Source organism: Nonomuraea sp. NPDC049152, from assembly GCF_040648355.1.
GTDB lineage: Bacteria > Actinomycetota > Actinomycetes > Streptosporangiales > Streptosporangiaceae > Nonomuraea.
Genome location: NZ_JBEZDO010000032.1, coordinates 1 through 16,688, shown reverse-complemented (window position 1 = coordinate 16,688; position 16,688 = coordinate 1). Strand labels below are relative to the sequence as shown.

The 16,688-nt window shown below is 68.6% G+C and carries 18 protein-coding genes; 12 read left to right on the top strand and 6 right to left on the bottom strand.

Features of this window, described 5'->3' with window-relative positions; genetic code table 11:
* Window positions 1–6: 6 nt before the first annotated feature.
* From AB0B45_RS40530 to zwf, 3 genes are all read left to right on the top strand, one after another.
* Window positions 7–963 (top strand): acetylxylan esterase, encoded by a 957-nt coding sequence (locus AB0B45_RS40530; protein ID WP_358142446.1) that lies wholly within the window; start codon window positions 7–9, stop codon window positions 961–963.
* Between the two features lie 76 nt (window positions 964–1,039).
* Window positions 1,040–2,659 (top strand): glucose-6-phosphate isomerase, encoded by a 1,620-nt coding sequence (gene pgi, locus AB0B45_RS40525; protein WP_358142695.1) that lies wholly within the window; start codon window positions 1,040–1,042, stop codon window positions 2,657–2,659.
* Window positions 2,660–2,662: 3 nt separating this feature from the next.
* Window positions 2,663–3,982: a glucose-6-phosphate dehydrogenase gene (gene zwf, locus AB0B45_RS40520; protein ID WP_358142443.1), complete on the top strand. Its 1,320-nt coding sequence runs from the start codon at window positions 2,663–2,665 to the stop codon at window positions 3,980–3,982.
* 39 nt (window positions 3,983–4,021) lie between these two features.
* Here the strand turns inward: zwf and AB0B45_RS40515 are convergent, their stop codons facing one another.
* Window positions 4,022–4,309, bottom strand: coding sequence for a hypothetical protein (locus tag AB0B45_RS40515; protein ID WP_358142441.1), 288 nt, complete (start codon window positions 4,307–4,309; stop codon window positions 4,022–4,024).
* 449 nt (window positions 4,310–4,758) lie between these two features.
* Between AB0B45_RS40515 and AB0B45_RS40510 the strand changes: the two genes are divergently transcribed.
* The gene (locus AB0B45_RS40510; protein ID WP_358142438.1) at window positions 4,759–5,046 is read left to right on the top strand and encodes a hypothetical protein; all 288 of its coding nucleotides are present in this window, start codon (window positions 4,759–4,761) and stop codon (window positions 5,044–5,046) included.
* A 65-nt stretch (window positions 5,047–5,111) separates the two neighbouring features.
* On the opposite strand, the gene AB0B45_RS40505 is transcribed toward AB0B45_RS40510, so the two are convergent.
* Complete coding sequence (locus AB0B45_RS40505; protein ID WP_358142435.1) at window positions 5,112–5,498, bottom strand: DUF6221 family protein; 387 nt, start codon at window positions 5,496–5,498, stop codon at window positions 5,112–5,114.
* 266 nt (window positions 5,499–5,764) lie between these two features.
* Here AB0B45_RS40505 and AB0B45_RS40500 point away from each other — a divergent pair, with 266 nt between their 5' ends.
* From AB0B45_RS40500 to AB0B45_RS40475, 6 genes are all read left to right on the top strand, one after another.
* A complete protein-coding gene (locus tag AB0B45_RS40500; RefSeq protein WP_358142432.1) occupies window positions 5,765–6,313 on the top strand; it encodes a TetR/AcrR family transcriptional regulator in 549 nt (182 codons plus the stop codon).
* Window positions 6,314–6,336: 23 nt separating this feature from the next.
* Complete coding sequence (locus AB0B45_RS40495) at window positions 6,337–8,499, top strand: MMPL family transporter (RefSeq protein ID WP_358142429.1); 2,163 nt, start codon at window positions 6,337–6,339, stop codon at window positions 8,497–8,499.
* An 825-nt stretch (window positions 8,500–9,324) separates the two neighbouring features.
* A complete protein-coding gene (locus AB0B45_RS40490; protein ID WP_358142427.1) occupies window positions 9,325–9,834 on the top strand; it encodes a DUF5994 family protein in 510 nt (169 codons plus the stop codon).
* Between the two features lie 130 nt (window positions 9,835–9,964).
* On the top strand, window positions 9,965–10,288 hold the full coding sequence (locus AB0B45_RS40485) for an STAS domain-containing protein (protein WP_358142424.1): 324 nt from the start codon (window positions 9,965–9,967) through the stop codon (window positions 10,286–10,288).
* A gap of 100 nt (window positions 10,289–10,388) precedes the next feature.
* Complete coding sequence (locus tag AB0B45_RS40480) at window positions 10,389–10,880, top strand: universal stress protein (protein WP_358142421.1); 492 nt, start codon at window positions 10,389–10,391, stop codon at window positions 10,878–10,880.
* 191 nt (window positions 10,881–11,071) lie between these two features.
* On the top strand, window positions 11,072–12,277 hold the full coding sequence (locus tag AB0B45_RS40475; RefSeq protein ID WP_358142418.1) for a helix-turn-helix transcriptional regulator: 1,206 nt from the start codon (window positions 11,072–11,074) through the stop codon (window positions 12,275–12,277).
* A 46-nt stretch (window positions 12,278–12,323) separates the two neighbouring features.
* On the opposite strand, the gene AB0B45_RS40470 is transcribed toward AB0B45_RS40475, so the two are convergent.
* Window positions 12,324–12,503 carry a hypothetical protein gene (locus tag AB0B45_RS40470; RefSeq protein WP_358142415.1) on the bottom strand — a complete coding sequence of 60 codons (180 nt, stop codon included), beginning with the start codon at window positions 12,501–12,503 and terminating at the stop codon, window positions 12,324–12,326.
* Between the two features lie 483 nt (window positions 12,504–12,986).
* Here AB0B45_RS40470 and AB0B45_RS40465 point away from each other — a divergent pair, with 483 nt between their 5' ends.
* Together AB0B45_RS40465 and AB0B45_RS40460 are read left to right on the top strand one after the other, a co-directional pair.
* Window positions 12,987–13,259: a GlsB/YeaQ/YmgE family stress response membrane protein gene (locus tag AB0B45_RS40465; RefSeq protein WP_358142412.1), complete on the top strand. Its 273-nt coding sequence runs from the start codon at window positions 12,987–12,989 to the stop codon at window positions 13,257–13,259.
* Between the two features lie 389 nt (window positions 13,260–13,648).
* Window positions 13,649–14,257, top strand: coding sequence for a DUF5994 family protein (locus AB0B45_RS40460; protein ID WP_358142409.1), 609 nt, complete (start codon window positions 13,649–13,651; stop codon window positions 14,255–14,257).
* A gap of 149 nt (window positions 14,258–14,406) precedes the next feature.
* On the opposite strand, the gene AB0B45_RS40455 is transcribed toward AB0B45_RS40460, so the two are convergent.
* From AB0B45_RS40455 to AB0B45_RS40445, 3 genes are all read right to left on the bottom strand, one after another.
* Entirely contained in the window at window positions 14,407–14,757 is a 351-nt protein-coding gene (locus tag AB0B45_RS40455; RefSeq protein WP_358142406.1) for an STAS domain-containing protein, read from the bottom strand.
* A 231-nt stretch (window positions 14,758–14,988) separates the two neighbouring features.
* A complete protein-coding gene (locus AB0B45_RS40450; RefSeq protein WP_358142404.1) occupies window positions 14,989–15,948 on the bottom strand; it encodes a LysR family transcriptional regulator in 960 nt (319 codons plus the stop codon).
* Window positions 15,949–16,091: 143 nt separating this feature from the next.
* Window positions 16,092–16,688: fatty acid desaturase (locus AB0B45_RS40445; RefSeq protein WP_358142401.1), on the bottom strand; the 597-nt coding region annotated here is incomplete at its 5' end.

Here is a 16,688-nt window from a genome sequence, read left to right as displayed (position 1 = left end):
CTGGCTTTGACACCGCGGCACGAGTTCACGTTCGACCCGACCTACGGCTACGACCTCGACGCGCTGCTGGCCGTACCGGCTCCAGAGGCGCCCGCGGACTTCGAGGAGTTCTGGCGGGGCAGGCACGAGCGGGCAATGGCGGTCAGCGTCGCGCCCAAGCTCGGCCCCGCGGAGTGGGAGGCCGACGGCCTGCGCTTCCACGGCGTGACCTACACCTCCGTCGACGGGTTCAGGATCGGCGGATGGCTCAGCGTCCCCGCCGACGGCCACGTCACCAGGGCGCGCGTCGTCGCCCACGGCTACGGCGGCAGGGACCACCCCGAGGTCAGGGTCAACATCCAGGGCACCGCCACCATCTGGCCGTGCGCGCGCGGCCTGCCCGCCCGCAGCCTCCACCCCGACCTGCCCTCCGACGCCCAGGAACACGTCCTGTACGGCATCGGCTCCCGCGAGACCTACATCCACGGCGGCTGCGTCGCCGACATGTGGTGCGCCGCCACCGCCCTGACCGAGCTGCTGCCCGAGACGGCCGCCGTACGGCTCGACTACATCGGCTCCAGCTTCGGCGGCGGCATCGGCCCCTTCGTCCTCGCCTTCGACGACAGGTTCACGAGCGGCGCGCTGGTCATCCCCAGCTTCGGCAACCACCCGCTGCGGGTGACGCTGCCCTGCACGGGAAGCGGCGCGGCCGTACGCGAGTACCACGCCGAACACCCCGAGGTGCTCGACGTCCTCGCCTACTTCGACTCCGCCACCGCCGCCACCTTCGTGCGCAAGCCCGTGCACGTGGGCGCGGCGCTGTTCGACCCCTCCGTCCCCCCTCCAGGGCAGTACGCCATCTACAACGCGCTCGGCGGCCCCAAAGAGCTGTACGTGCTGGAAACCGGACACTTCGACCACCCGGAAGAAGCGGCACAGGAAGAGGCGTTGACGCAGTCGCAATATCGGTTCATGACCGCTTGATAACCTCCCCGCGGTGCGATGGATCAGCCATCGCGGGTACGTCGTCAGGTTGAGAGTGCGAGGAGGAGACGTGGACATCAGTCGGAGCGGCGAATGGGCGGCGCTGAAGGCCAACCACGAGGCCGTGGCGGGCAAGCACCTGAGGGAGCTGTTCGCCGAGGACCCCGGCAGGGCCGAGCGGATGAGCGTGACCGCGGGCGACCTCTACCTCGACTACTCCAAGCACCGTGCCACCGCTGAGACGATGGAGCTGCTGCTGGCGCTGGCCGAGAAGGCCGGGCTGCGCGAGCGGATCGACGCCATGTTCTCCGGCGAGCACATCAACGTCAGCGAGGACCGCGCCGTCCTGCACGTCGCGCTGCGCATGCCCGCCGACGCCAAGCTCGTCGTCGACGGGCAGGACGTGGTCGGCGACGTCCACGCCGTCCTCGACAAGATGAGCGACTTCAGCGCCAGGGTCCGCTCGGGCGACTGGAAGGGCCAGACCGGCCAGGCCATCAAGACCGTGGTGAACATCGGCATCGGCGGCTCCGACCTCGGGCCCGCCATGGCCTACGCGGCGCTGCTCGACTACGCCGACGCGGGCATCACCGCCAGGTTCGTCTCCAACATCGACCCCGCCGACATCCACGGCACGCTGAAGGACCTCGACCCCGCCACCACGCTGGTCATCGTCAGCTCCAAGACCTTCACCACGCTGGAGACGCTGACCAACGCCAAGGTGGCCCGCGCCTGGCTGGTCGGAGCCCTCGGCGAGGACGCCGTCGCCAAGCACTTCGTCGCCGTCTCCACCAACGCCGAGAAGGTCGCCGAGTTCGGCATCGACACGGCCAACATGTTCGGCTTCTGGGACTGGGTCGGCGGGCGCTACTCCTTCGACGGCGCCATCGGCCTGTCGGTGATGATCGCCGTCGGGCCCGAGCGCTTCCGCGAGATGCTCGACGGGTTCCACACCATCGACGAGCACTTCCGCACCGCGCCCTTCGAGGCCAACATGCCGGTCCTCATGGGCCTGCTCGGCATCTGGTACAACGACTTCTTCGGGGCGCAGACCCGCGCGGTCCTGCCGTACAGCCAGCGGCTGCACCGCTTCCCCGCCTACCTGCAGCAGCTGACCATGGAGTCGAACGGCAAGTCGGTGCAGGCCGACGGCACGCCGGTGACCGTGGACACCGGGGAGATCTTCTGGGGCGAGCCGGGCACCAACGGTCAGCACGCCTTCTACCAGCTGCTGCACCAGGGCACGCGGCTGGTGCCTGCCGATTTCCTCGGCTTCGGCCTGCCCAACGAGGACGCCGAGGGCATGCACGACCTGCTGACGGCCAACCTGCTCGCGCAAACCTCTGCGCTGGCGTTCGGCAAGACGGCTGAGGAGATCGCGGCCGAGGGCACGCCCCCCGAGGTCGTGCCGCACAAGGTGATGCCGGGCAACCGGCCCACCTCCACCATCCTCGCCTCCCGGCTGACCCCCTCCACGCTCGGCCAGCTCGTCGCCCTCTACGAGCACACGGTGCTCGTCGAGGGCACGATCTGGGGGATCGACTCCTTCGACCAGTGGGGCGTCGAGCTGGGCAAGAAGATGGCGATGGACCTGGCTCCGGCGCTCACCTCCGAGGAGCCCCCCGCGCAGGCGCCCGACGCCTCCACCGCCGCACTGGTGCGCAAGTACAGGGAGATGCGGGGAAGAAAGGTCTGATCCATGGCACTGGTCCTGTTCGGCATGACGGGCGACCTGGCGAAGAAGATGCTGCTGCCGGCGCTCGACAAACTCGCGGACACGGACCAGCTGGACGTGCCGGTCGTCGGGGTGGCCAAGACCGACCTTGACCTCGACGGCCTGCGCGCCTTCGCGCGCGAGGCCGTGGGAAAGGACCTGTCACCCCGCCTCGACCTGCGCCTGGTCGCCGGCGACTTCGCCGACGCCGGCACCTTCGAGCGGCTGCGCAAGGAGGTCGAGGGGCTCGGGTTCCTCACCCACTACCTCGCGGTGCCGCCCTCGCTGTTCGCCACGGTCGCCAAGGGCCTGGCCGCTGCCGGGCTCAGCAAGAACGCGCGGCTGGTCGTGGAGAAGCCCTTCGGCCACGACCTGGAATCGGCCAAGCGGCTGAACGCCGAGCTCCTCACCTGCTTCGACGAGGACCACCTCTTCCGCGTCGACCACTTCCTCGGCAAGGAACCTGTCGAGGATCTGATCGTCTTCCGCCTCGCCAACACCATGCTGGAGCCCATCTGGAACCGCACCTACGTGCGCAGCGTCCAGATCACCCTGGCCGAGGACTTCGACGTCGCCGACAGGGGATCGTTCTACGACGAGGTCGGGGCGCTGCGCGACGTCGTGCAGAACCACCTGCTCCAGCTCCTGGCCTACACCGCCATGGACGCCCCGCCGTCAGGCGACGCCCGCGCACTCCTCGACGAGAAGTGGCGGGTGCTGCGGTCGGTCCGCACCATCCAGCAGTCCGACGTGGTCCGCGGGCAGTACGAGGGGTACCGGGACACCGAGGGCGTGGCCCCGGACTCGCGCACCGAGACGTTCATCGCGCTGCGCGCCACGATCGACAACTGGCGGTGGGCGGGCGTGCCGTTCTGCGTCCGCACCGGCAAATGCCTGCCCGTCGACGCCCTGGAGATCGTCGCCGAGCTGCACAGGCCACCCGTCACCTACTTCAGCGCCAGGCCCGCGCCGAACCTCATCAGGTTCAGGATGCACCCGGACCCCGGGGTGACCTTCGACCTGCAGGCCAAGGAACCCGACGTGCTGGACAGGACGCTCGGGGTGCCGGTGTCGGTCGACTTCACCAAGGTGCTCGGGCCCGCGGAGGAGGCGTACGAACAGGTGCTGAAGGACGCGCTCGCGGGGGACGCCCGGCATTTCGTACGGTTCGACCTGGTGGAGGAGTCGTGGCGCATCGTCCAGGACATCCTGACGTTCGACGGCACGCCCGAGCCCCATGCCAAGGGAACATGGCCCGCGGGCGCCGCGCACCTCGCACCCGGTGGGTGGCACCCCGTCGGCTGACCGCACCCGCCTTCGCCGCTTCGGGCCGGTCTCGCGTACCTAATCGTGCTTGTGGACCGTGACGGCCTGGACCGCCGCCAGCACGATCGTGTGCACAGGGGATTCGTGCCTCATCACCGCGGAACCCTGCGCGTACTCGTCGAGGACGACGACCTCGTTGACGCGGTCGAATTCGACGACAACTCCCTTGAGCGACTGGCCGCCCGACAGGTGAATCGTCACTCGCTGCTGGCTGCCTGCCATGTCGGACAACAAGTCACGCCATACCTTCATAGCGGTCATCTCGCACGCCTCCTCGGGCACGTGGATCGGCAGGATGTACGGCACCCACGACTATGCCTTCCAATCGGAGGCTGACCCTTCCCCTCCATCATCACATGTCGGGCAGCAGCGGCAGGCTGGTGAGAGCCGGAGACTCGTCGGCGTGGTCCTCGGGCGGGGAGTGATCCGGTAACGCGGCATTCGGTCTCCCCGATCAGTACGCTGTACGGGAGACCACCGTTGTGACTGGTGGGCTTGGCGATGGGTAGTGGGGTCGAGGCGGCTCCCCGCTGGCGGGCGGGGAGCCGCTTTCGCGTTCGGCGGTCGCGCTGAGCCGCGCCTTGACGATGGCCACATCGTCGGTCATGACGTCAGGGCTCAGGCCCGGACCAGTCGGGCAGTCTGCGCATCCCCCGCATCGGAGCCGGGAAAAAGGTGGCAAAGCCGGCGGCGGCTTCGAATCGGCTCCCATGGCCCGGGTAGGAGGCCCCCTCATCACACAAACAGGGGGAACCATGATCCACACCCTTCACAAGATGGGCGTCCGATCCTCGCTCATGTACGCCGCGGGCATCGCGTCCATCGGCGCCTCGTTCGCGTCCTGGCTGGCGTCCAAGAACGCGGAGGCCGCGGGGATCGACCGGGCCGACAGGTGGGGCATCTTCATCGGCGAGTGGGCGCCCACGTGCTTCGCGCTCGGGCTGGCGCTGCACATGGAGGAGATCCACGACACCGGCGACGAGCGGACCCAGATGGAGCCTGCCCACATCTCGGAGAGGACCAGGACTCCAGCCGGGCTCTGACGGCGGAGTTCTGCACAACGGCCGTGCGGGCCTCGGCCCGCCGGCTCATCCGCCCGCCGGTGTGCTCACGGCTTCCACTCCTCGCGGTAGTCGACGTGGTCGTCGTACGGCAGGGCGAGCAGGTGAACGATCCCGAACGCCGTCGCTCTGTCCGCGTTGCGCTCATCCTCGGGCAGGTACTCGGCCTCGGCGATGAACCCTTCCAGCTCGTCCAGGATTCGCCGTTTGGACTCGATGTCGCGGAGCACGCGGGCCGGTTCGTGCCTGGCGATGTGATCGGCTTGAGGACGCTTCCCGCCACCCGAGTGTCCCGGCCCGGCGATCGCGTCATGGTCGGCGGCCTCGCCGTACGGCATGGGCTCGCCGGCCTCCCTCGGCCCCTCGAGTGCCGCCTGGGCGACCCGCTCGTCTTCGTCGAGCCGGTCGCGAAGGAAGGCGAACAGGTCGTCCATCAGCGATCTCCAGTAGGTCGATCTGACCGTCGCAGGCACGCCCTCGGCCATGCTGGGCCTTTCTGCGCAGTATGACCGAGTGGAGCGGCTTCCGATGGCGCCTACGACCTCACTACGCCGTTTCATCATGATCACGTCTCATATGTCTGGTTTGAGCGCATCAACCGTGCCCGCGGCGACTCCAGCGATCACGGATGAGAGGAAGGCCACAACCGAATCCTGTCCGATCGGTCAGATCTGACCGATCGGACAGTTATTGTGAGGGTATGGCACGTCCTGCTTCCGCTTTGCGCGGCCACATCCTGGACTCGGCGTTGGATCTCTTCGCCACGCGTGGCTACAAGGGCACCTCGCTGCATGACATCGCTCAGGTGGTCGGCTGTTCGAAGGCGTCCTTGCTCTACTACTTCGTCAGCAAAGAGGCGATCCTCGCCGAGTTGCTGACCCCTGCCGGCGAAGGGCTGGGCGCGCTGGACGCCCGGCTCTCCGGTTTGGAAGGAGACCAGGCCGTGGAAGCGGCCGTCACTGGTTTCGTCGATCTGGCCATGCGGTTCCGGCGCGAGGTCAAGGTCCTGTTCCAGGACATTCCCGTGCTGGCCGGCCATCCGGCCCTGGGCGCCGTGCCCGCCATCGTGGCGCGGCTGATGGCCGCGATGGTGGACGGCTCGACCGAGTCCAGGGGTCTGGTCACTGCCTACATGGTCATCGGCGCAGTCTCCGTCACCTGCGCCGGCGACGTGCCGGTGCCGGACGAGGACCTGCGCACCGAGCTGATCGATGGCGCCCTGCGCACGCTCGGCCGCGAACCCCGCTGAACTTCGAGGAAAAGACATCCTTCATGGCTTCTGTGCTGTATCGGCTCGGCCGGTTCTCCTTCCGGCGCCGAGGGCGTGTGTTCGCCGTCTGGCTGGTTCTGCTTGCTGTGCTTGGTGGGGCGGCCGCCGCCTTCATGGGCCCCACCACTGACAATTTTTCGATCCCAGGCACGGAGTCCCAGCGGGCCCTCGACTCCCTGCGGGAGCAGTTCCCGCAGGCCGGTGGCGTGACCGGCACCATCGTCCTCGCCGCGCCCGAAAAGCGAAAGCTCGACAAGGCCGCGGTCGCGGCCGTCGTGCGGGAGGCCGGCGGAGTTCCCGGTGTGATCGCCGCCATCGATCCCTTCAAGGCCGGTTCGGTCACTCCAGACGGCCGCCATGCGTTGGTCCAGGTCCAGTTCGACACCGCCGCCGACGAAATCACCGCCGTCCAGCGCACGGCGTACGAGCAGGTCGGCGCCTCCGTGCGCGGGCTTCGGGTGGAGCACGGCGGGGAGATCATGAAGGCCGGAGGGGAGATCGGCTCCACTGAGGCGCTCGGTGTCCTGGTCGCCGCCGTAGTCCTCCTCATCACCTTCGGGTCCCTGGTCGCCGCCGGCATGACGCTGCTGAACGCGCTGATCGGCGTCGCGGCCGGGATGGCCGGGTTGTTCGCCCTCAGCGGTGTGCTGGAGCTGACCGGCACCGCGCCCATTCTGGCGTTGATGCTGGGGCTGGCCGTAGGGATCGACTACTCACTGTTCATCACCTTCCGCTACCGGCAATACCTCACCGAGGGCGTGGCGGCGGAGGAGGCCGCCGGGCGTGCGATCGGCACCGCGGGTTCTGCCGTGGTCTTCGCCGGTGCCACCGTCGTCATCGCCCTGGCCGGCCTTTCCGTGGTCGGTATTCCCTTCCTGAGCGTCATGGGGCTGGCCGCGGCCGGCACCATCACCCTGGCAGTGTTGGTCGCCCTCACCCTGCTGCCCGCAATGCTCGGCTTCGCCGGTGCCCGCGTCCTGCCTCGCGGGCAGCGCGCCGGGCGGGTACCCAGCCCAGGGCGCGAGGGCTTCGGGTACGGCTGGGGCCGGTTCGTCACCCGGCTGCGCGTCCCGATTCTGCTGGTCGGCGTTGTGGGGCTGGGCGCGCTGGCCCTGCCCGCCCAGGACATGCGCCTGGCCCTGCCCGACGCCGGCACCGCGGCATCCGGCTCGGCGGCCCGCGAGGCCTACGACCTCATCAGCGAGGGGTTCGGGCCCGGCTTCAACGGCCGGCTGGTCGCCGTCGTCTCCGGCGACGACGGCCCGGCCACCGGCACGGCCGCCAAGCAGGCCGCGCAGCTGATCGACGCCACGGACGGCGTGCTCCACGTCTCCCCGCCGCAGCCCAACCAGCGGGGCACCACCGTACTGATGACCATCATCCCCAAGACCGGTCCGACCGACGCGGCCACAGAGCGGACCGTGCACTCCATCCGGGAGCGCGTGGCCGGTATCCAGGGCGCCACCATCGCCCTGACCGGCGCCACCGCCATCGGCATCGACGTGTCAGCGAAACTCGCCGAGGCGATGCCCGTCTACCTGCTGCTCGTCGCCGGGCTGTCGATTTTGCTGCTGATGCTGGTCTTCCGCTCAGTGCTGGTGCCGCTCAAGGCGGCGCTGGGCTTCCTGCTCACCGTCGGCGCCACATTCGGCATCACCGTGGCCATCTTCCAGCAGGGACACCTGGCCGACCTGTTCGGCGTCGACGTTCCGGGGCCGCTGGTGAGCTTCCTGCCGATCCTGCTCATCGGGATCCTGTTCGGGCTGGCCATGGACTACGAGGTCTTCCTCGTCTCCCGCATGCGTGAGGACTTCGTTCACGGCGACAGCCCGCAGCAGGCCACCGTCAACGGCCTGGGCCACAACGCCCGCGTCGTCACCGCCGCCGCGCTGATCATGGCGGCCGTGTTCGGCGGGTTCGTGTTCATGCACGATCCGATCATCAAGTCCATCGGTTTCGCGCTGGCCGTCGGCGTGCTCGTCGACGCATTCGTCGTCCGTCTGACCCTGGTGCCTGCCGCGATGTCCCTGCTCGGCCGCGCGGCCTGGTGGCTGCCCCGCCCCATCGATCGGGTCCTGCCGAACCTCGACATCGAAGGCGAGAGTCTGCACGGGAACCTGGCCGCCCGGCAGCGCGACGACACCAGGGACGCCGTCAAGATCTGACATCCGATCGAGTGGGCGAAGCCGCACGGGCTTCGCCCACAGCTCGGTCCAGGGCGACGCTAGAGCACCGCGCCGTCGCCGCCCGGTCGGCGAGACGCCGGTCGGCGGCCAGGCGCGATGGCGCGCCGGCCGAGGCCTGTCCGCGTGTAGTCGGGGTTGTCGCGAAAGGTGCTGGCTTGGCATAGGCGATTTCAATGACCTCCGGCGACTTCGTTGTCACGGACACCTGTCTCCGGACCCGGCATCCCACGACGGTTCTCGCCGATGTTTCTGCGCCCGTTGATCGCCGGCCGCCGTTCGAGCCCCTGCGGACACTGTCAATTCGCACCGACAAATCAGGCGCGGTGGTCGTTGATGCCGGCTGCGTCGCCCCAGCGCGCGCTGATGCCGCGGGCGGCCCGATCGGGGAGGTGGCTGAGCAGAAGCAACCGCTCGATGGTTTCCGGGCCGAGCGGTGCGGGTTTTCCCTGGCTCTGGTGCCACCCGCTGACGCGGTGGCTTCGACCTGGCGAGGGTGGGCGGCGGATGCACCGCTCGTCGAGGGCTTGGGTGCGGTGCGCCGCGGGCCGTACGGACCTGGTAATAGGGCGAGCCGGGGAGCCCTCCGGGGGTGAGGACGTTTTTCTGGAAGTTGTTCTTGTATTTTGTGGCAGCGATTCCTGCATGCCTTCGGAATTACGTAATTGCACCATTCCGAAAATTCTTCCTCGAGTGAGGTAGACTGCAGATACCGAGGACATTTCGCGCGTTGGCATTCAGGTCGGCGTCGCCCACGGCGATAGACCATTCGCGGCTCCTTCCGGGGCCCGGGCAGGCCAGGCAGCCGTGACACTCTTTTCTCGTACCAAGCCGCTGAGTGCCGTCGCTTCCGCGATCCGGCTCAGTCTGAGTCCCGTGATGGATCGGCCGGCCGGCGTAGACGGGGCGTGGTGGCCCTACTCACGCGACGCCGCCGCTGAGCTGCCCCGCCTCATCGCCGCCGTCGACCAGCGGCTCGGCCGGACCACGCTGCGCGTCGGCGTGTCCCGGGAAGCATGGGACCACATCTCGCGTCGTATCCCGGCAGGAGAGCGCCACGTCAGGGTCGATTGGTTCCGTAGCACCGATCCTCGCGTGATCACCTTGAGCCTCTCGGGCGGCGAGCCCATCACGCTGCTGGTCATCCCGCCGGCGACAGCGAGCGGTCCCGCCGAGGCCGCGCTCAGGCTCACCTCCCAGGACACGACCGGTCTTGGTCCTGCCGACATCCTCTCCATCGCGCATCTTCCCGCCGCACCGCGGGAGAACGAGGGCGGCCACATCCTCGGCCGAGCGCCCGCCGGCTCCATTCGGTAGCCGACCATGCGAGCGCGAACCACGCGCTGCCTGCCGGCCGGATCGAGCGGTGCCGACACCGCCATCCAGCGGCTGACCGACCACCGGTCGGCAGGCGCTCATTCCATCTCTTCTCCGATAGGAGAACCTCATGACCGCCATCGACACATCCCCGCTCGGCAGTGCCGGCCCGTCTGCCCCGACCACCCTCCACCTGTCCGGCGAGATCGACATCTTCACCAGCAAGGCGCTTCGCCAGCAGCTGCTGACCACGTTGCGCCACAGCACCGGACTGCTCATCCTCGACCTGTCGCAGATGTCGTCCTGTGATGTCTCAGGCCTGGCCGTTCTGGTCGGCATCCAGCGTCGCGCCCGAGCGCAAGGCATCACCGTCGCCTTGACGGCTCCCCGCCCGTACATGTCCCGGCTGTTGCACACCACCGGCCTGGACCGCAGCCTGCCGATGATGGCCTGACCGTATGCCCGGCCGCTCAACGTTGCCGGTTCGATCGCAGCGGGTTCGGGGGCTGCCTACTGCGTGTGGCCCCGGCTCCGGCGGCCACCGGAGGTTCCTCATGAGCGAGCACGACGAGCGGGTGCCGCAGCTTGACCTGCCGGGACCGGCGCCAGGCCCCGCGGAGACATTGCTGGTGGTCGGCTACGACCGGCATCCAGCCGGCCGGGCGGCGCTGGTGACGGCCGCTGACCTGGCGGTACGGCTGGAGGCGTCCCTGCTGGTCGTCCACGTGGTCGATCTGGCGGACCACCCGATCGACCCAGACGCGGCCGACTGGGATACCCGTGCTCAGGCGGCCGCGGCCGCCGAACGGGACGAGGTCGGCGTGGTACTCGCGGACCACCCGCTGCCGTGGACGTCCCTGACCCGGCGCGGCGACCCGGCCAGGCAGTTGCTCGACCTCGCGGGCCAGCACCACGCCATGATGATCGTCGTCGGGGCGGCCCGGACCGGGTTGAGCGCGCACCTGCTGACCGGCTCGGTCGTCAAACATCTCACTCGCCACATCGACCGGCCCATCCTGATCGTCCCCGATCGCCCCGCCTGCTGACCCCGCCCGACCTTCGTGCGCTTGCTGCCCGATTCCGGGCGCGCCCTGGCGGCCGAGGCTGAGGAGGGTGCGCGGCATAGTTCGGTACATCTTCCGGCTCGGCCTCACCAAACGGGTCCAGAAAGCGGACAATGGGCACAAATGCCTACGAGAGGTCATCGGCGACTACTCGGACGGTGGGGGATACGCCAATGGTTGACATCGATGTTCCGATCTGGGCCGCGCGACTGCGAGTACTGCGACGCGGGCGGCTGTGGAGCCGCAGGGAGCTCGGGAAGCGGCTGGCCGACGTGGCGGACGAGGCGTCGCGTGCTCAGCTGCCCACGCTGGAGACGCTCACCGGGATGATCCGGCTCTGGGAGGCCGGAGAGACGCGGCCCGACGAGCAGCAGGCGGAGCTGCTCTGCCGGGCGTTCGACGTGGACGAGGCGGAGCTGTTCGTGGGGGACGCGGCCGGCACCACGCTGTGGCACTACCTGACGGGCATCCCGCTGTTGTCGGGGAGGTTCACCGCCGAGGAGGAGGAGCGCGCCGGTCGAGCGATCGAGGCGCCCCATCGGGCCGATGACGGAACGGTCAGCTACTTCAAGGCGATCCTTGACGCCTACACCCGCCCCGAGATCCGGCCCGCCGACGTGATCAACGCCCTGCGGCCGGTCTTCGCCGGGATCGAGGAATTCCATCGCGACGCCAGTTCGCCTGTGAGGCAGGCGTTCCTGCTGCTCGCCGCGGAGAACGCGGAGCTGATCAGCCGCATGCACCACGAGGCCGGCGACCCAGACGGGGCTCTGACATGGTCGGACGAGGCCATACGCGACGCTCGTGAAGCAGCGGACACGCTGCTCATGGCCTACACGCTCGCCCAGCGCGGCGGTCTTGCCGACACCGCCGGCGATCCAGGACGGCTCGTCGACCTCGCCGTCGCCGCCCGCGAACGCACCCACCTCCCTCCACAGGTGGACGCGCTGTCCCGGCATCACGAAGCGCAAGGTCACGCCCTCGCCGGGGACCTGGACATGTGCCGTCGCCGCCTGGAGGAGTCCGCTCAGTCACTCGCCGAGCCCGGCGACGACACGCACTACCGGTTCGACTGTTCCACCGAGGCCCACAACACACTGTGCGCAGGGTGTCTCGTCGACCTCGGCCACGCCATGGGCGCGATCGAGATCCTGGAACAGGAACCGCCGAAGGCGCGATCGAGCTATGCCGCCGCCTATGCCTTGGCTCGTATGGCCCACGCGTACGCCGACGCCCACGAGCGCGAACGGTCGGTCGAAACCGCCCAGCAGGCTCTCGTCCTGGCCAGGCAGACCGGTGCCCTGCGAGCCATGCGAGAGCTCGCCAGAGTCCACATCCCTCCCCAGGGGGCAAGGCACAGACGCCGCATCCTGCTGTAGCGGCTCGTACCGCTTGGCTACCGACCTGCAGGGGAGGCTTACCCTGCTACAGGCACTGCCCGGCCTCGGCGCTGCCTTCTTCGACGCCCGCGTCGGCCGGGTTGAGGACCACGCTGTTCCTCTCGGTCTCGCGGCCATGGCTCGACCGGGTCAACATGACGCTGCGCCCCTCGTCCAGCGTGCGTGCGATCACCCCCACCGCCTCTTGTTCTCCGTCGAAGCGCAACCTGGGCTCTGTGCGGCCTGGCGGGCCATCTCCCTTGGGGGACAACATGCGGTACGTCCTCACGCGCCCGCATCCTCCCAGTCGTCTTGACCCGCGTCTCGTTCCTGTCGAGCGGGGCCACCATGCGTTGTCCACGGGCCCCGCATGGTCACGCGCGGCGCGCGATGCTCAGCCGTACGGCGGATGCTTGGGCCGGAGATCTCGGCGGTTTCTTGCCTTGTCGGCATGATTGCCGGCGTTCACAATTGCTTAGCGAACTCGATTACACTTCTTTCGGTAGAAGTCAGCCCGGTTAATGCTATCCGGGGAGAATTTTTGGGCGTATATTGAAGATGTTGCTCCGGTCCACGTAACCGATGGGGCCACCTTAAGGCCTGGCTGGTCGGAAAGGCTTGGAGCTGAAGGCGGTGAAATGCGGCGACTCTCCTGTCACAATCCGACACGAAATCGACCAGTACATTCATCGTCACTCAGGAGTCGGTCATGGGCATCATCGCCTGGATCATTCTCGGCCTCATCGTAGGATGCGTCGTCAAGCTCGTCATGGGCGGAAAGGACGTGCAAGGCATCGTCGTCACCTGCCTGCTCGGTGTGGCGGGCGCACTGTTCGGCGGCGCCCTCACCGCTCTGTTCTTCGACGTCGGCAGTACCGGCGAGTTCTTCAACCTCTCCACGTGGATCGCCGCGATCGCAGGATCGGCAGCGATCCTGATCGTCTTCAACATGATCAACGTGCGTCGAAGCGTCCACCGGTGACATCGCCTGGCCGCCGGCCGGTGAACGGCCGGCCGGGGCGGATCCTCGGATCGCCTGGCTGCGTCGCTGAACCTGCGGACTCACGGGTTCACCATGTGGCGCAGCCGTGCGGGCGAGAGCCATGGCGGCAAAAGGATTTCTCTGCCTCTCGCTCAATTCGGGATGGCCGCAAACGCGCTCCCGGTTACCTGGCGCTGCAGAACGAAAAAGACTCAGCGTTGACTGCGCAATCCTAGGGGTGGGCCTTGTGCGGACACTTGTTCCCGAAGATCTGTTGAAGGGCGTACAATAGATGCACTGAGGGCATTTCGAACGCCGGTAATCAAGTCGGCGTCGTCCGAGGCGTTCCACCACTGCGGTCCCAGTCGGGCCGAGACGGCCGGTCGATCATGGCGACAAGGCAAGAAACCTCACCCCGGACGATTCCCGCCGCTCGCGTTCCGCCGAGATCTCCGGCCCCAGCATCCGCCGTACGGCTGAGCCTCGCGCCCGCGCCTGACCGCGTGGGGCCAGTGGACGGCGCGTGGTGGCCCCGTTCGACCGACGCGGCGGCCGAACTACCGGCACTCATCGCGGCCGTCGACCAGCGCCTCGGGGAGATGACCCTCCGAGTCGGGCTGCACGTGGACGCGTGGGACGACATCCCGCACCGGATCGCGGCTCCCGGCAGGGCGGTCAGGGTGGGATGGTTCCGATCCATGGACAGCCGGCTGGTCACCCTGAGCATCAGGGGAAAGCCGGAGATCACGCTTCAGGTGATACCGCCGCGTGCCACGCCGGCGGTGGCGAGGGCCGCGTTCGCGGCGGTCACTGCGGGCATGAACGGCGGGTCTTCCACGGATGTCATCGCCGACCCGAGCATCACGCGAGATCCTCCTCTGGCGCCCCGCGCTCGGGAAGGACGAGGCGCGGGACAAGACGAATGGGAGAACGAAGGTGGACGGGTCGATGTCCGCCAGAAGGATGCGGGCGTGCCGTCGGCGGCTGCCATCCGGTGAGCCGCCACCTCGACGTTGTGATCACCGCACATGATGGGCTCGTCAGCGTGTCACGCTGACCCGTTGCCTCCGCCGGGTGCCCTGGCTCGCACGAGCCGATCGTTCTGCTCGCGAGAGGAGGGTCGCCGTCCGAGCCCCCCGACTGGAGATCAGGTGGCCTCGAGTCCCGGCTCGGGCTGCTCCGCGACCACGAGATCGGGGCCCACGGTGAAATGGCCGGACAACCCGCTGGCCATCAGTAGCCGGCAGACCGCCGAGGATGGGGCGAGCAGACGGAGAGCCCCGCCCCGCAGTATGGCCATGCGTTTGATGAAGACGAGCACACCAAGCCCGCTGGCGTCCATGAAGGTCACGGCGGACAGGTCGAGGAGAACTCGGTGTCCTGGCTGCTCCAGAGCGTCCAGCAGATGTTCGCGGAGCGCGTGCGCATTGAGGAGTTCGACGTCTCCTGTGACGTGGCAAACCGTCCACGGGAGGTGAGCGTGTGTCGACAGGTCCATTCGGCCCTCCAATCGATGGATGCCGTCGGCGTTGAGCAGGCGACTGCCGGCCCCGTCTTCCCTTTGAGCGGAGACCCCCGGTGAGAAAGCCCGCTCGTGATGGCGGGGCGTCGCCTGAACACCCCCGTTGGCGAGGGCCCGTATCGATGGCCAGAAGCGGACGCGGCTCGTGGCCTTGACCGGTGCTGGTCCCAGTGAAGCCGCATCTCACTACGGGGGAAACGAGCAATGTCAGGAAGAGTCATCACCGCTGCTGATGACCGTTGGCGGTTCCCGGCCGGAGATCGAGCCTGCGGTTTCCAGCCAGCCGAGCCGGCGTGCCAGTTGCCGGGCACTGTCGATGACGGCGGCAACGTGGGCGGACGGGACACCGGAGCGCCATAGGAGCGACCACGGGTAGTGGGTCACCGGTTCGACGAGGGGGCGCCAGACGGTGCCCGGCCGGTTGGAGGTGCGGGAGGAGGAAGGGACGCACAGCACGCAGCGGCGCTGGAGCACGAGGTCGGCGGCGGCACGGGTGCTCTCGACGGTCCCCTCGTAGACGATGGGCGAGAATCCGGCCGAGCGGCACAGCTCGATGACGAACTGGTTGAACTCTGGCGTCTGGGCGTCCTCGCCGAGCAGGAGCGGTTCGTCGGCCAGGGAGGCGACCGGCACGCCGTTCTGCATGGCGAAGGGGTGATCGTCGGGGACCAGCACGCCGAGCGGGTCGAGCCGGATCAGTTCGGAGGCCACATCGGCAGGGGTGTGGGAGGCTCGGCCGATCCCGATGTCCAGACGCCCGTCGGCCAGTTGCCGGTACTGCTCAGGGGTGCCGGCTTCGACCTGGTGAATCGTCAGATCGGGATGACGCTGCTGTAGGGCGCGCAGGATCTGCGGCATGGAATCGTATCCGGCGTCGATGATGCCGACCCGAAGCGTGCGGGGGGAGGCGACGGCGTTGCGCGCGGCGTGCGCCGCCCGGCCCACGTGGTCGAGGATCTGGCGCGCCTCGACGAGGAAGACCGCACCGGCCGGGGTGAGCTCGACGTGGTGGGTGCTGCGATTCAGCAGCCGTACCCCGAGCTCGCGCTCGAGCCGCTGCACCTGCTGGCTCAGCGCGGACTGCACGATGTGCTCGCGGGCGGCCGCACGGCCGAAGTGCAGTTCCTCGGCCAGCGTCACGAAGTAGCGGAGTTGGCGTAGCTCCATGCCCGCCACCCCTTTCCACCTGGGCGGCGCTGATGCGGACCGTCTCCCTTCACCCTAGGTCCCCGCGGTGGCCGGCGGGCTTGTGGCGGTTGAACCGACCCAACGCTGCGGGCCCAGCCGGCAGCCATCGCCAGAGGCATGGTTCAGCGTGCCGTCGGCGCGCGGGCTTGTTCGGGGACGTCGGCGCGGCGGCGTCGTTCCGTGCGGCCAGGGTCGGGCCAGTGCACGTCGGTCGCCCACCCGAACCGCTCGAAGAGGCGGATCAGCCCCGCGGAGGGATCGACCTGGTGCCGGTCGAGGCCGTGCCGGGCGCAGGTCGGCTCGCTGTGGTGGCCGTTGTGCCAGCTTTCCCCGAACGACAGCACCGCGAGCGGCCACAGGTTGGTCGAACGATCGTGGCGACGGGTCGTGAAGGGCCTGCTCCCCATCACGTGGCACAGCGAGTTGACGCTCCAGGTCACGTGCTGCAGCAGGGCGACGCGGACCAGCCCGGCCCACAGGAACGCGGTCAGCCCGCCGTACAGGCCGCCGCCGATCGCCCAGCCCGCCAGGAACGGCAGCGCCAGCGATACGACGCACAGCGCGGGAAAGGCGCGCGCCACCCTGACCATCGCCGGATCGGCGAGCAGGTCAGGCGCGTAGCGCTCACGCGAAGTCGGATCGTCGGTGAACATCCAGCCCATATGCGCGTGGGCAAGCCCCCGAAGCTGCCCGCGCACGCCGATGCCGTACCGATAAGG

Bases quoted from the DNA above. Each gene is read 5' to 3' on its own strand.
- zwf (WP_358142443.1), top strand. From the start codon at position 2,663: ATGGCACTGGTCCTGTTCGGCATGACGGGCGACCTGGCGAAGAAGATG.
- AB0B45_RS40510 (WP_358142438.1), top strand. From the start codon at position 4,759: ATGATCCACACCCTTCACAAGATGGGCGTCCGATCCTCGCTCATGTAC.
- AB0B45_RS40505 (WP_358142435.1), bottom strand. From the start codon at position 5,498: ATGGACGACCTGTTCGCCTTCCTTCGCGACCGGCTCGACGAAGACGAG.
- AB0B45_RS40500 (WP_358142432.1), top strand. From the start codon at position 5,765: ATGGCACGTCCTGCTTCCGCTTTGCGCGGCCACATCCTGGACTCGGCG.
- AB0B45_RS40495 (WP_358142429.1), top strand. From the start codon at position 6,337: ATGGCTTCTGTGCTGTATCGGCTCGGCCGGTTCTCCTTCCGGCGCCGA.
- AB0B45_RS40485 (WP_358142424.1), top strand. From the start codon at position 9,965: ATGACCGCCATCGACACATCCCCGCTCGGCAGTGCCGGCCCGTCTGCC.
- AB0B45_RS40480 (WP_358142421.1), top strand. From the start codon at position 10,389: ATGAGCGAGCACGACGAGCGGGTGCCGCAGCTTGACCTGCCGGGACCG.
- AB0B45_RS40475 (WP_358142418.1), top strand. From the start codon at position 11,072: ATGGTTGACATCGATGTTCCGATCTGGGCCGCGCGACTGCGAGTACTG.
- AB0B45_RS40465 (WP_358142412.1), top strand. From the start codon at position 12,987: ATGGGCATCATCGCCTGGATCATTCTCGGCCTCATCGTAGGATGCGTC.
- AB0B45_RS40460 (WP_358142409.1), top strand. From the start codon at position 13,649: ATGGCGACAAGGCAAGAAACCTCACCCCGGACGATTCCCGCCGCTCGC.
- AB0B45_RS40455 (WP_358142406.1), bottom strand. From the start codon at position 14,757: ATGGACCTGTCGACACACGCTCACCTCCCGTGGACGGTTTGCCACGTC.
- AB0B45_RS40450 (WP_358142404.1), bottom strand. From the start codon at position 15,948: ATGGAGCTACGCCAACTCCGCTACTTCGTGACGCTGGCCGAGGAACTG.